Source organism: Streptomyces sp. NPDC006393 (assembly GCF_040628575.1).
In the GTDB taxonomy this organism is placed as follows: Bacteria; Actinomycetota; Actinomycetes; order Streptomycetales; family Streptomycetaceae; genus Streptomyces.
The window spans coordinates 26,699-38,995 of sequence record NZ_JBEXZD010000080.1; the positions used below are offsets into that span (position 1 = coordinate 26,699).

Annotated in this window: 10 protein-coding genes and 1 pseudogene; 6 read left to right on the plus strand and 5 right to left on the minus strand. The window is 71.9% G+C overall.

All coding sequences use genetic code 11. The annotated features are described in order from the left end of the window. Positions 1–523: 523 nt before the first annotated feature. Both ABZ484_RS27230 and ABZ484_RS27235 read right to left on the minus strand, forming a co-directional pair. The gene (locus ABZ484_RS27230; RefSeq protein ID WP_358868561.1) at positions 524–2,917 is read right to left on the minus strand and encodes a heavy metal translocating P-type ATPase; all 2,394 of its coding nucleotides are present in this window, start codon (positions 2,915–2,917) and stop codon (positions 524–526) included. Positions 2,918–3,014: 97 nt separating this feature from the next. Then, positions 3,015–3,254, minus strand: coding sequence for a heavy-metal-associated domain-containing protein (locus ABZ484_RS27235; protein WP_358868562.1), 240 nt, complete (start codon positions 3,252–3,254; stop codon positions 3,015–3,017). A 233-nt stretch (positions 3,255–3,487) separates the two neighbouring features. Here ABZ484_RS27235 and ABZ484_RS27240 point away from each other — a divergent pair, with 233 nt between their 5' ends. Continuing rightward, positions 3,488–4,531: a zinc-dependent alcohol dehydrogenase family protein gene (locus ABZ484_RS27240; protein ID WP_358868563.1), complete on the plus strand. Its 1,044-nt coding sequence runs from the start codon at positions 3,488–3,490 to the stop codon at positions 4,529–4,531. A 170-nt stretch (positions 4,532–4,701) separates the two neighbouring features. On the opposite strand, the gene ABZ484_RS27245 is transcribed toward ABZ484_RS27240, so the two are convergent. Next, positions 4,702–4,902 carry a MerR family transcriptional regulator gene (locus ABZ484_RS27245; RefSeq protein WP_189905428.1) on the minus strand — a complete coding sequence of 67 codons (201 nt, stop codon included), beginning with the start codon at positions 4,900–4,902 and terminating at the stop codon, positions 4,702–4,704. Positions 4,903–5,231: 329 nt separating this feature from the next. On the opposite strand from ABZ484_RS27245, the gene iolC reads away from it, so the two are divergent. The 3 genes and pseudogenes from iolC to mmsA all read left to right on the plus strand — a co-directional run bounded on the left by iolC (position 5,232) and on the right by mmsA (position 8,292). After that, a complete protein-coding gene (gene iolC, locus ABZ484_RS27250) occupies positions 5,232–6,200 on the plus strand; it encodes a 5-dehydro-2-deoxygluconokinase (protein WP_358868564.1) in 969 nt (322 codons plus the stop codon). Positions 6,201–6,420: 220 nt separating this feature from the next. Continuing rightward, positions 6,421–6,510, plus strand: a pseudogene (locus tag ABZ484_RS27255) (5-deoxy-glucuronate isomerase); the annotation flags it as partial. Positions 6,511–6,789: 279 nt separating this feature from the next. Next, positions 6,790–8,292: a CoA-acylating methylmalonate-semialdehyde dehydrogenase gene (gene mmsA, locus ABZ484_RS27260; protein ID WP_358868565.1), complete on the plus strand. Its 1,503-nt coding sequence runs from the start codon at positions 6,790–6,792 to the stop codon at positions 8,290–8,292. Positions 8,293–8,359: 67 nt separating this feature from the next. Here mmsA and ABZ484_RS27265 read toward each other — a convergent pair whose 3' ends face one another. Further along, positions 8,360–9,214, minus strand: coding sequence for a hypothetical protein (locus ABZ484_RS27265; protein ID WP_358868566.1), 855 nt, complete (start codon positions 9,212–9,214; stop codon positions 8,360–8,362). A 434-nt stretch (positions 9,215–9,648) separates the two neighbouring features. Between ABZ484_RS27265 and ABZ484_RS27270 the strand changes: the two genes are divergently transcribed. Then, complete coding sequence (locus ABZ484_RS27270) at positions 9,649–11,046, plus strand: APC family permease (RefSeq protein WP_358868567.1); 1,398 nt, start codon at positions 9,649–9,651, stop codon at positions 11,044–11,046. A gap of 18 nt (positions 11,047–11,064) precedes the next feature. Here the strand turns inward: ABZ484_RS27270 and ABZ484_RS27275 are convergent, their stop codons facing one another. Continuing rightward, positions 11,065–11,526 (minus strand): GNAT family N-acetyltransferase, encoded by a 462-nt coding sequence (locus tag ABZ484_RS27275; protein ID WP_358868568.1) that lies wholly within the window; start codon positions 11,524–11,526, stop codon positions 11,065–11,067. 135 nt (positions 11,527–11,661) lie between these two features. Between ABZ484_RS27275 and ABZ484_RS27280 the strand changes: the two genes are divergently transcribed. Continuing rightward, positions 11,662–12,297, plus strand: a 636-nt coding sequence (locus ABZ484_RS27280; RefSeq protein ID WP_358868569.1) for a CocE/NonD family hydrolase, incomplete at its 3' end; no start/stop codon positions are given.

Sequence of the window (12,297 nt, forward strand, 5' to 3'; positions counted from 1 at the left end):
GGCGCCTTCCCGTGTCCCGGTGCGGATTCCCCCCACGGGATCCGGCCGGGCGTCTGTGAGAACCAGCGCCTGAACCGCTGTGAGCCCGGCGAGCAGAACTCGCCGTCCCCCTAGCACTGCCGTACGGCCGCGTACACGGCCGCACGGGCGTGCGATCTGCCGGGACAGCGCACGCCCGGGAGGGCCGCTCAAAGCTTCCCGGTGTACGTGCCCCGGCAACGCATCTCTGAGGAAGTCCCCCAAGACATCCCCAGATGTCAGTCGGCGCCCCCCAAGACGCCTTCCTGACATCGCCAACTTAGACCTTCGAAACCCCTTCGATGGTTACGTTCGCATCACTGTGATCTGTGTCTCTTGCGTATGTCCCCATAGGTGCGCAAGAGGCCTGGTATGGCGATCGAGACCCAAGCGTAAGGATGATGCGCGAGCCTTGTGAAGAGCTTATGTGAGGAGTGCGTCGGACTCTAGAGGGACTCTTACTTCAGTCCCGAGCACTTCTCCGTCGGTCCCGAACGCTTCCGGCTCAACGGAACGTCCGCAGCCGCAGACTGTTCGTCACCACGAACACCGAGGAGAACGCCATCGCCGCCCCCGCGATCATCGGGTTGAGCAGCCCGGTGGCGGCCAGCGGCAGCGCGGCCACGTTGTAGCCGAAGGCCCACACCAGGTTCCCCTTGATCGTGGCCAGCGTCCGCCGCGAGAGCCGGATGGCGTCCGCGGCCACCCGCAGGTCCCCGCGCACCAGCGTCAGATCGCCCGCCTCGATGGCGGCGTCCGTGCCGGTGCCCATCGCCAGGCCCAGGTCGGCGGTGGCCAGCGCGGCGGCGTCGTTGACGCCGTCCCCGACCATGGCCACGGTCCGTCCCTCGGCCCGCAGCCGCTCGACCGCCGCGACCTTGTCCTCGGGCAGCACTTCGGCGACCACGTCGCCGGGGTCGATCCCGACCGTCCGCGCCACCGACTCGGCGACCGCGCGGTTGTCACCGGTCAGCAGCACCGGCCGCAGCCCCAGCGCGCGCAGCTGCCGTACGGCATCGGCGCTGGTCTCCTTCACCGTGTCCGCCACGGCCACGACACCGCGTGCCGCGCCGTCCCAGCCGACCACGACGGCCGTACGGCCCTCCGCCTCGGCCTCGCCGCGGGCCCGGGCCACCTCGTCGGGCAGCTCCCCGAGTTCCTCGATCAGCCGCCCCACCACGACGTCATGGCCGTCCACATGCCCGCGCACGCCCCGCCCGGGAATGTTCTCGAACCGCTCGACGGGGGGCAGCGGGCCGAAGCGCTCCTCGGCGCCGGCCGCGATCGCCCGGGCGACCGGGTGCTCGGAGGCGTGCTCCAGGGCGCCCGCGAGCCGCAGCAGCTCCTTCTCGTCGGTGTCCTGCCCGGCGTGGACCTCCTGGAGGGTCATCCGGCCGGTGGTGACCGTTCCGGTCTTGTCCAGCACGATCGTGTCGACGCGGCGGGTGGACTCCAGCACCTCGGGACCCTTGATCAGGATGCCGAGCTGGGCGCCGCGGCCCGTGCCGACCATCAGCGCGGTCGGCGTGGCCAGGCCCAGGGCGCAGGGGCAGGCGATGATCAGCACCGCGACGGCGGCGGTGAACGAGGCCGTGACGTCGCCGGTGGTGAACAGCCAGGTCAGCAGGGTGCCGACGGCGATGAGGAGGACGATCGGCACGAACACCGCCGAGATCCGGTCGGCCAGCCGCTGCACCTGCGCCTTGCCGTTCTGCGCGTCCTCGACCAGCTTCGCCATCCGCGCGAGCTGGGTGTCGGCGCCGATCCGGGTGGCCTCGACGACCAGCCGGCCGCCGGCGTTGACGGTGGCGCCGGTGACCGCGCTGCCGGGTGCCACGTCCACCGGCACGGACTCGCCGGTCAGCATCGAGGCGTCGACCGCCGAGGCGCCCTCGACGACCGTGCCGTCGGTGGCGATCTTCTCACCGGGCCGGACGACGAACCGGTCACCGACGGCCAGCTCGGACACCGGGACCCGGATCTCCCGGCCGTCCCGGAGCACGGCCACGTCCTTCGCGCCCAGCTCCAGCAGAGCCCGCAGCGCGGCACCCGCCCGCCGCTTGGAGCGCGCCTCCAGATAGCGGCCGAGGAGAATGAACGCCACGACTCCGGAGGCGACCTCGAGGTAGATCGTGGAGGCCGCGTCCATCCGGGAGACGGTGAGACGGAACTCGTCGTGCATGCCGGGCATGCCCGCGTCGCCGAGGAACAGCGCCCACAGCGACCAGCCGAACGCGGCCAGCGTGCCGACCGAGACCAGCGTGTCCATGGTGGCGGCGCCGTGCCGGGCGTTGGTGAGGGCCGCCCGGTGGAAGGGCAGCCCGCCCCAGACCACGACCGGCGCGGCGAGCGTCAGCGCCAGCCACTGCCAGTTGTCGAACTGCAACGGCGGGACCATGGACAGCAGGATCACCGGCACGGCGAGCAGCGCCGAGACGACCAGCCGCTGCCGCAGGGCGGTCGTCTCGGGATCCGGGGCGGCGGCCCGCTCCGCTTCCCGCGGGGCGGGTTCCGGGTCCGGCGGCGGTGGCTCCTCGGCGGTGTACCCGGTCTTCACGACGGTGGTGATCAGATCGGAGACCTGTACCCCCCGGGGGTAGGTGACCCGGGCCTTCTCCGTGGCGAAGTTCACCGTCGCGGTGACCCCGTCCATCCGGTTGAGCTTCTTCTCCACGCGGGCGGCGCAGGAGGCGCAGGTCATCCCGCCGATGAGCAGCTCCACCTGGGACAGCGGGGCGTCCGACGCGCCGGACTGTCCATGGGTCTGTCCACCGGTCTGTCCGCCGGTCCTCGTGGATGCCGTCGATCCCGCCGTGCCGCTGCCCGCGGTGGTGCCGCTACCGGTGGTGGTGGTCCCGGTGGTCGTGCTGCCGGTGGTGGTGCTGGTGACGCTGGTCATGTCCGTACTCCAGAGAACGGACCGGACCGCACAGAGCCAGTATCAGCTGGTCGATGCGGCCGGTGTCGAGAGATACGTGGTGTCCCGGACGCCCGGGTCAGGCGCGGCCGACGAGCTCGAAGCCCGCCTCGTCCACGGCGGCCCGCACCGCCGCCTCGTCCAGCGGGGCGGTGGAGGTCACGGTGACGTCGCCGGTCGAGGCGACGGCCTTGACGGAGCTGACGCCGGGGAGCCCGGAGATCTCGGTGGAGACGGAGCCCTCGCAGTGGCCGCAGCTCATCCCGCTCACCTTGTAGACGGTGGTGACGGTGTCCGGAGTCTCGGTCTGGGCGGTCATGTCGCTCTCCTCGTCGGGTGCGCCCGCGCATGACATGCGTCGGGCATGTGGGGTCTGCGGGGCCCAGGAGGACCCTCTTCTCTTCAGACTATACCCCTAGGGGGTATGAACCCAAAGGAGCGGCGCGGCTCACCGGGTAGCGTTTCGCCCCGGACGGTGATCTCCGTCGCTGCCGGCGGCGGGATCTCCGGGCGATGATCTACCGCGGTGATCTCACGAAGGGGAGGCGACGGATGCGGGCTGTGGTGTTCGAGCGGTACGGGGAGCCGGCCCGGGTCCGGGAAGTGGCCGATCCGCGGCCCGTGGAGCACGGGGTCGTGGTCCGGGTCGAGGCGACCGGCCTGTGCCGCAGCGACTGGCACGGCTGGCAGGGCCACGATCCCGACATCACGCTTCCGCACGTGCCGGGTCATGAACTCGCGGGAGTCGTCGAGGCGGTCGGTGACCGGGTGAGCCGCTGGCGGCCCGGCGACCGCGTGACCGCGCCCTTCGTCTGCGCCTGTGGCAGCTGCCCCTCCTGCGCGGCGGGCGACCAGCAGGTGTGCGAACGCCAGAGTCAGCCCGGATTCACCCACTGGGGCTCCTTCGCCCAGTACGTGGCGCTCGACCACGCCGATGTGAACCTCGTCGCCGTGCCCGACGGGCTCTCCTTCGCCACCGCCGCCTCGCTCGGCTGCCGTTACGCCACGGCCTACCGCGCGGTGGTCCAGCAGGGCCGCCTCGCCGCCGGAGAGTGGGTCGCCGTGCACGGCTGCGGGGGCGTGGGCCTGTCCGCGGTGATGATCGCGGCGGCCTGCGGGGCGCGGGTCGTGGCGGTGGACATATCGTGGCGGGCCCTGGAACTGGCCCGCGAGTTCGGCGCGACGGTGTGTGTCGACGCCTCCGACGGCGGGGACACCGCGGAAGGGATCCGCGAGGTCACCGGCGGCGGCGCCCACCTCTCCCTCGACGCGCTCGGTTCGCCCGCCACCTGCGCCGCCTCGGTGAACGGCCTGCGCCGCCGCGGCCGTCACGTCCAGGTCGGCCTGCTGCCCTCCGCGACCGGGACCACCCCGGTCCCCATGGCCCGGGCGATCGCGCTGGAGCTCGAACTCCTCGGCAGCCACGGCATGGCCGCGCACGCCTACCCGGAGATGCTGCGCCTGGTCGACGCGGGCGTGCTGCGCCCCGATCTGCTGGTGACGTCGACCATCCCTTTGGAAGCCGTCCCGGACGCGCTCGCGGCGATGGGAACGGCGCCGGGAGCCGGGGTCACGGTCATAGAACCCTGGCGCTGAGGCGGGTCAGGGCCACGGCCCCCCTGGCGCCGCGACCTCTCGGCACCGGGGGCGCCGGGCGCCGGGAGCCAGGAGCGCCGGGAGCGCCGGGAGCCGGGACCGACGGGCGCCGGGAGCGCCGGGAGCCAGGACCGACGGGCGCCGGGAGCGTCGGGCGCATGGACCGTGTCTCAGCCGGCTCCTCGGCCCCGGTTGCCGGGCCGGGAGGCGACCCAGGCGCGGACGGTGTCCGCGTACCAGTAGGGCCTGCCGCCCTCCACATGGTCGGGCGGCGGCAGCAGACCGTGCTTGCGGTAGGACCGCACGGTGTCCGGCTGCACCCGGATGTGGGCCGCGATGTCCTTGTACGACCAGAGCCTTCGGTCGGTCATGACTGCACCTCCCTGCGCACGCCACGGCGGCGGCCGGAGGGCCGTCGGGGGAGCCGGGCGCCGCGCCGCGTCGGCGATCACAAAGCCTGTGCTCGGTGAACGACGCGGAGCGCCCGCGGCGAGCGCCTGTCGACCGGGCGTGACCAAGGCCCCGTACACCTGAGACAGGTGTGACCGGAGAGTTGCGTTCGTGACAGACCTGAGGCCGGGGAACGCCTTGACGATCTCGGGCTCCCCCTTCACTCGTCCGAATGTCCGGACAAACTATTGACAGCCTTCCGGGTACGGCACTACAACCGGGGGAGTCGAGCGAAGGGACGCGGAAGCCGATGGCGTACGACGTGATCACCATGGGACGGATCGGCGTGGACCTCTATCCGCTCCAGACGGGTGTGCCGCTCGCCCGGGTGTCCTCCTTCGGCAAGTTCCTGGGCGGCTCGGCGACCAATGTGGCCGTCGCCGCCGCCCGCCTCGGCCGCCGTACGGCGGTGATCACCCGCACCGGGGACGACCCGTTCGGCGCCTATCTGCACGAGGCGCTGCGCGGCTTCGGCGTCGACGACCGCTGGGTCACGCCGGTGCCCGGACTGCCCACGCCGGTGACCTTCTGCGAGGTGTTCCCGCCGGACGACTTCCCGCTGTACTTCTACCGGCAGCCCAAGGCCCCCGACCTGGAGATCGACGCGCACGACGTCGACCTCGACGCCGTCTTCGACGCGAGCGTCTTCTGGGTCACCGGCACCGGCCTGAGCGAGGAGCCCAGCCGCACGGCGACCCTGGCGGCGCTCGCCCACCGGGCCAGGGCCGGCACCACCGTCTTCGACCTGGACTGGCGCCCCATGTTCTGGGCCGACCCGCGGGCCGCCCGTCCCTTCTACGCCGAGGCCCTGCGGCACACCACCGTCGCGGTCGGCAACCTCGACGAGGTGGAGGTCGCCACCGGCCTGCGCGAGCCGCACGCCGCCGCCCGCGCCCTGCTGGAGGCCGGCGTGGAACTGGCCGTGGTGAAACAGGGACCCAAGGGCGTCCTCGCCGTCAGCGCCGCGGGCGAGTCGGCCGAGGTGCCGCCGCTCCCGGTCGACGTCGTCAACGGGCTCGGCGCCGGCGACGCCTTCGGCGGCTCGCTGTGCCACGGACTGCTCGCCGGCTGGGACCTGGAGCGGATCATGCGGTACGCCAACGCCGCCGGAGCGATCGTCGCCTCCCGTCTGGAGTGCTCCTCCGCGATGCCCACCCCGGCCGAGGTGGAGGCCGCCCTGGAGGCGGGGGCGGTGCGGGCAGGAGGCGGGGACGGGTGACCGGCCGCGCTCCGTACACCGCACGCCGCGGCCCCGGCGACGGCCGCGCACACACATTCGCCGGCCGTTCCCGCGAGTGGCGCGCGTGTGAGGCGGGCGGCGGTTGTACGGTGCGGGTGCACCCGGATACATCACGGCACAGCGGACCAGCAGTCCCAAGAGCCGGGCAGGCAGGGCGCGTTGGGTGGACACACCCGGGCCCCGCGCCGTCCGGCCACCGATCGCCTCCGGTGCGGGAGGCCGCTTCGCCCTGGCAGGAGCGAAGTGCGAGCGCCGACTCCCCGCCCGCTACGGCCCCGCGCCGGAGGTCACCCGCCCCTTCTCCCACCCCTTGCCGCACGACCCACCGCCCCCGACCCGCCCGTGGGCGCCGGACGCTCCCCACGGTGTCCATGCGGCCCCATGTGTCTACGCGACGACCACAACCGCAGACACTCTGTCGGGCGCGCCGGGGGTGCGGCCCCTGGTGGGATGGATACGTGGCCGAGACCGCGACCCGAGGGCCCGCGGCCACGGCCCACGAGCTGTACGAACGGCACGTCTCGACCCGACGCCGCCATCTGCGCCATCTGCGAAGGAGTAACCCGGCATGACGAAGATCGTCAACCACTGGATCGGCGGGAAGACCGCCGAAGGCGCTTCGGGGACGTACGGGCCGGTCACGGACCCGGCGACCGGAGCGGTCACCACGAAGGTCGCGTTCGCCTCCGTGGAGGAGGTGGACACGGCGGTCGCCGCCGCCAGGGACGCGTTCCCCACCTGGAGCCAGACCTCGCTGGCCCAGCGGACCGCCATCCTGTTCAGGTTCCGCGCCCTGCTGGACGCCCACCGTGACGAGATCGCCGAGCTGATCACCGCCGAGCACGGCAAGGTGCACTCCGACGCGCTCGGCGAGGTCGCGCGCGGCCTGGAGATCGTCGACCTGGCGTGCGGCATCACCGTGCAGCTCAAGGGTGAGCTGTCCACCCAGGTCGCCACGCGGGTGGACGTGGCCTCCATCCGGCAGCCGCTGGGCGTGGTCGCCGGCATCACGCCGTTCAACTTCCCGGCGATGGTGCCGATGTGGATGTTCCCGATCGCCATCGCCTGCGGCAACACCTTCGTGCTGAAGCCGAGCGAGAAGGACCCGTCGGCGGCCGTCAGGCTCGCCGAACTGCTGGCCGAGGCGGGCCTGCCGGACGGCGTGTTCAACGTCGTCCACGGCGACAAGGTGGCCGTCGACCGCCTCCTGGAGCACCCGGACGTCAAGGCGGTCTCCTTCGTCGGCTCCACCCCGATCGCCCGCTACATCCACACCACCGCCGCGGCTCACGGCAAGCGCGTACAGGCCCTCGGCGGCGCCAAGAACCACATGCTGGTCCTGCCGGACGCCGACCTGGACGCGGCGGCCGACGCCGCCGTCTCCGCCGCCTACGGCTCGGCGGGCGAGCGCTGCATGGCCATCTCGGCCGTCGTCGCGGTCGGCGCGATCGGCGACGAGCTCGTGGAGAAGATCCGCGAGCGCGCCGAGAAGATCAAGATCGGTCCGGGCGACGACCCGGCCTCCGAGATGGGCCCGCTCATCACCAAGGCGCACCGCGACAAGGTGGCCTCCTATGTGAAGGGTGCCGCGGACGAGGGCTGCGAGGTGGTGCTGGACGGCACCGGCTACACCGTGGAGGGCCACGAGGACGGCCACTGGATCGGCCTGTCGCTGCTGGACAAGGTGCCGACCAGCGCCAAGGCGTACCAGGACGAGATCTTCGGCCCGGTGCTGTGCGTGCTGCGCGCCGACACCTACGAGGACGGCGTCGCCCTGATCAACGCCTCGCCGTTCGGCAACGGCACCGCGATCTTCACCCGCGACGGCGGCGCCGCCCGCCGCTTCCAGCTGGAGATCGAGGCCGGCATGGTCGGCGTCAACGTGCCGATCCCGGTGCCGGTGGGCTACCACTCCTTCGGCGGCTGGAAGGACTCGCTCTTCGGCGACCACCACATCTACGGCAACGACGGCACCCACTTCTACACCCGCGGCAAGGTCGTCACCACCCGCTGGCCCGACCCGTCGGAGGCCCCGGCGGGCGTGGACCTGGGCTTCCCGCGCAACCACTGAGCCGGCCCACCGGCCCCGACGACGGTGTCCCGCTCCTCCACCGGGAGGGCGGGGCACCTTCGTGCGGTCAGCCCTGCTGCTTCTGCTGCTGCTGCGCCTTCACCGCGTCGGTGAGGTCGCCGGTCTCCGCGGCGGGCGGAGCCTTGACGGCCGCCGTGGCGCCGAACTTCTCGAAGTCCATGGTGACCGTGACCTTGCCGAACCGCTCCGTCAGGCGCACCGGCAGGTCCTTGTCGTTGACCCAGACCTCCATCGTGATGGAGTCGGCACCGCCGGTCATGGCGCCGAAGAGGTTGTCCTGGTTGCCGTACGCCTCCTTGAACTTGCCCATGTGCGCCCGGTCGATGACGGCCTTGTAGTGGTGCGTCCGCTGCCCGTCGACGGTCTGCTCGCCGAGGTCGTCGACGTTGTTCGCGTACTTCAGGCCCTTCATGGAGGCCGCGGGGCTGCCCGCGCCGGTGGTGCCGTCGAGCGCCTGGGCGCCCTTCTCGCCGAGGACGGCCGACGCGTCGATCTTCATCCACTCCTTGCCCTTGAGCGGGCCGGAGGGCTGCGGGTCGATGTCGTAGTAGTAGGCGCCGTCCACGAAGATCATGCGGGTCTTCGGGGCGGCGTGCACCTGGCCCATCTGAGCGGCCTTGGTGTCCATCTCGACGTCGAAGGCGAAACCGTGGCCCCAGGAGTAGGTGCCGTCCATGGTGACCGGACCGGCGCCGTTGCCCAGGTCCGTGGTCATGCGCACGTCCGCCGAGCCGAGGTTCTGCGTCTGGTCCGTCGCCCGGGTCAGCGCGGCCTTGATCAGGCCCTGCGCGTCGTCGGCGGCCTCGGCGGCCTTCTTCGTCGTCTCCGCGCTGCACGCGGAGGCGGCGAGCAGCGTCGCCGCCGTGAACCCCACCCACACCGCGGTGTGCTTCAGCTTCATGAGTCCCCACCCGTTGCTGTGATTCGGCTGTGGCTGCCGACTCTAGCGGGGTGCTGTGACAGCCCCGGGGCCTCCCCAGGCCGTCCGGATACCGGACGCGTTGACATTTTTTTGATGCGTTCGCTTCGGTTCTCGTTCAGGCCGGACGAAACGGGTAGTGAAGGAGTTGTGGCTGAATGGCCTTCAAAAGCAAGGTCACACCGCAAACAATCTTGATGGTATCGCCAACAGGACGTCGCAGCCTGGGAAAGTGATGTCGAACCTGTCGTTCCGCAAGTGCGGAATCCGAAGGTGATCGGCCATTGACGCAGCGGTTTTCGCCGGGGTTCCATGCAGCGCCGGGAGCGGACGACACAGACGTGAAGACGATCCGCCGGAGGCGATAGCGCTCCCGTCCCCCACCCTCACCCGCTCAAGCCGATCGGAACCGCCGCATGACCGACACGCTCCGCCCTGTCGACACCGACCTCACAGAGGCGTCCGACAGTCCCCAGACGCTCAAGCGTTCCATCGGCGTCGTCGGCGGCACCCTGCTCACCCTCTCGTGCGTCACCCCCGCCTCCACCCTCTTCGTGGTCGTCCCCGACCTGTTCGGCTCGCTCGGCACCGCGACCGCCCTGACGATCGCCATCGGCTCCCTCCTCTGTATCGCCGTGGCGTTCTGCTACTCCGAGCTGGGCACCCTGATCCCCAGCGCGGGCGGCGAGTACGCCATGGTCTCCACGATGGCCGGGCGGCTGGCGGGCTGGCTGGTCTTCGTGCTGTCCCTGCTGGTCGTCATGATCGTCCCGCCGGTGATCGCGATGGGCACGGCCGACTACCTGGCCCCGATCGTCCACCTCGACCCGGCGATGACCGGCGCCGGCGTGATGCTGCTGGCCACCCTCGCGGGCCTGCTGGACCTGCGCGCCAACGCCTGGATCACCGGCATCTTCCTGGTCCTGGAGGTCATCGCCGCCGGCGTGGTCGCCCTGCTGGGCTTCGCGCACAGCCAGCGCGGGATCGGCAGCCTGGTCTCCATGAAGGTGGCCGACTCGGCCGGCCACACCGACCCCGTGACGGCCATGCTCGTCATCTCCGGGCTCGCCATCGCCCTCTTCGCCACCCAGGGCTTCTCGACCGCCGTCTACCTCTCCGAGGAACTGGAGAACCCGCGCCGCAACGTCGCCCGCACCGTGCTCGCCACCCTCGCGATCTCCTCGGTGGTCATCCTGGTGCCGGTCGTCGCCATCACCATGGGCGCCTCCGACATCAAGGAGCTGACCGGTGGCGACCTCAGCTCGATGGTGATCGCCTGGTCCAACTCCGCGGTCGGCACCTTCGTCAGCCTCTGCGTGGCCCTGGCGATCATCAACGCCGGCATCGTCATGGTCATCCAGAACTCCCGCGTGCTGTTCGCCTCCGCCCGCGACAAGGCCTGGCCCGAGCCCGTCAACAACGTCTTCTCCAAGCTGGGCCGCTTCGGCTCCCCGTGGGTCGCCACGCTCGCGGTCGGCGTCCCCGGCGCCGCGCTGTGCTTCGTCAACCTCGACACGCTCTACGGCGTCACCGGCGTCTCCGTGACCGGCATGTACCTCCTCGTCGCGGTCGCCGCCCTGCTCGCCCGCCGTGGCGCCCACAAGCACACGCCCGCCTGGCGCATGCCGCTGTGGCCCGCCATGCCCGTCCTGCTCATCGCGGTGCTCGCGTACGTCCTCAGCCAGCAGGAGACGAGCTACCTGCTGTGGACCGGCGGCATCGTGGCGGTGGCCACCCTGTACTGGGCGCTCTACCTGCGCCCGCGCCGCGACACCCGCTGGCTGGTCTCCATCCCGGAGGACGCCCGGGCCTGACCCGGCACCCGTCCCGGCTCAGGTGAAATCCCACGTCACCACGGAGCACGTCCCGTCGTCCTTGCCCCCCGCGCTGCGGTAGGCGGCAAGGGCGACGTCGTTTCCGGCGTCGATCCCCACCCACATGCCGTAACAGCCGAGCTCGCGGCCGAGAGCGGCGAGCCGCAGCACGAGCGCCCGCCCGATGCCGCGGCGGCGGAAGGACTCGGCGACCCCGAGTTCGTACAGGAACATCTCGGTGCCCTTGTCCGGGTGCACCGTCTCGACCCCGCTGACGAAGCCGACGGGTGCGCCCGCGGCGTGCTCGCCGTCCTCGCCGGACTCGCTCTCCTCGCCGTCCTCGCCGTCCTCGTAGGCGAGGAAGAGGTGGTGACCGGGGGCGGTCAGGAAGCGCTCGGCCCACTCGGGGCGCACCGGATTGTCGAACAGGTGCTCGGCCGCGGCCAGTTCGGCGACGGTGCCGGCTCGGCGGATCTCCATGCCGCTTCCTACCACGGCCCACCACGGGCTACCACGGGCGCGGTACGCCGCGTCAGGGCCGTACTCCCCCGGGAGGTGGCCAGGGTCGGTCCCGGGGCTGCTCCCGTTGTCGGTGGCGGCCCGTACCGTGGATCCATGGATCTTCGACTGCCCGGATTCCGGGGGCTGCTTCGGAGGCCCCGGCGGCTGCTGGCCGCCGGGGCCTCCGTCGTCGTGCTCGCCGGCGCCGGCACCTGGACGGCGGTCGCCTCCGACGACCCGCCCCCGGTGCACCGCGCCGACCGGGTCATGAGCATGGGCGGCGGGGTGCGCCTGGACACCTCGTACTTCACCCCGGGCGGCACCGGCCGGCACCCCGCGGTCCTGCTGGGGCACGGCTTCGGCGGCAGCAAGGACGACGTACGCCGGCAGGCCGAGGACCTGGCCCGGGACGGGTACGCGGTGCTGACCTGGTCGGCGCGCGGCTTCGGCAGGTCGACGGGGAGGATCGGGCTCAACGACCCCCGGGGCGAGGTCGCCGACGTCTCGAAGCTGATCGACTGGCTGGCCCGGCAGCCCCAGGTCCTGCTCGACCGGCCCGGCGACCCGCGCGTGGGTGTGGCCGGCGCCTCCTACGGCGGCGCGATCTCCCTGCTCGCCGCCGGTCACGACCACCGGGTGGACGCCATCGCCCCGGCGATCACGTACTGGAACCTCGCCGACGCCCTGTTCCCGAACGGCGTCTTCAAGAAGCTGTGGGCGGGCGTCTTCATCAACTCCGGCGGCGGCTGC

Bases quoted from the DNA above. Each gene is read 5' to 3' on its own strand.
- ABZ484_RS27230 (WP_358868561.1), bottom strand. From the start codon at position 2,917: ATGACCAGCGTCACCAGCACCACCACCGGCAGCACGACCACCGGGACC.
- ABZ484_RS27235 (WP_358868562.1), bottom strand. From the start codon at position 3,254: ATGACCGCCCAGACCGAGACTCCGGACACCGTCACCACCGTCTACAAG.
- ABZ484_RS27240 (WP_358868563.1), top strand. From the start codon at position 3,488: ATGCGGGCTGTGGTGTTCGAGCGGTACGGGGAGCCGGCCCGGGTCCGG.
- ABZ484_RS27245 (WP_189905428.1), bottom strand. From the start codon at position 4,902: ATGACCGACCGAAGGCTCTGGTCGTACAAGGACATCGCGGCCCACATC.
- iolC (WP_358868564.1), top strand. From the start codon at position 5,232: ATGGCGTACGACGTGATCACCATGGGACGGATCGGCGTGGACCTCTAT.
- mmsA (WP_358868565.1), top strand. From the start codon at position 6,790: ATGACGAAGATCGTCAACCACTGGATCGGCGGGAAGACCGCCGAAGGC.
- ABZ484_RS27265 (WP_358868566.1), bottom strand. From the start codon at position 9,214: ATGAAGCTGAAGCACACCGCGGTGTGGGTGGGGTTCACGGCGGCGACG.
- ABZ484_RS27270 (WP_358868567.1), top strand. From the start codon at position 9,649: ATGACCGACACGCTCCGCCCTGTCGACACCGACCTCACAGAGGCGTCC.
- ABZ484_RS27275 (WP_358868568.1), bottom strand. From the start codon at position 11,526: ATGGAGATCCGCCGAGCCGGCACCGTCGCCGAACTGGCCGCGGCCGAG.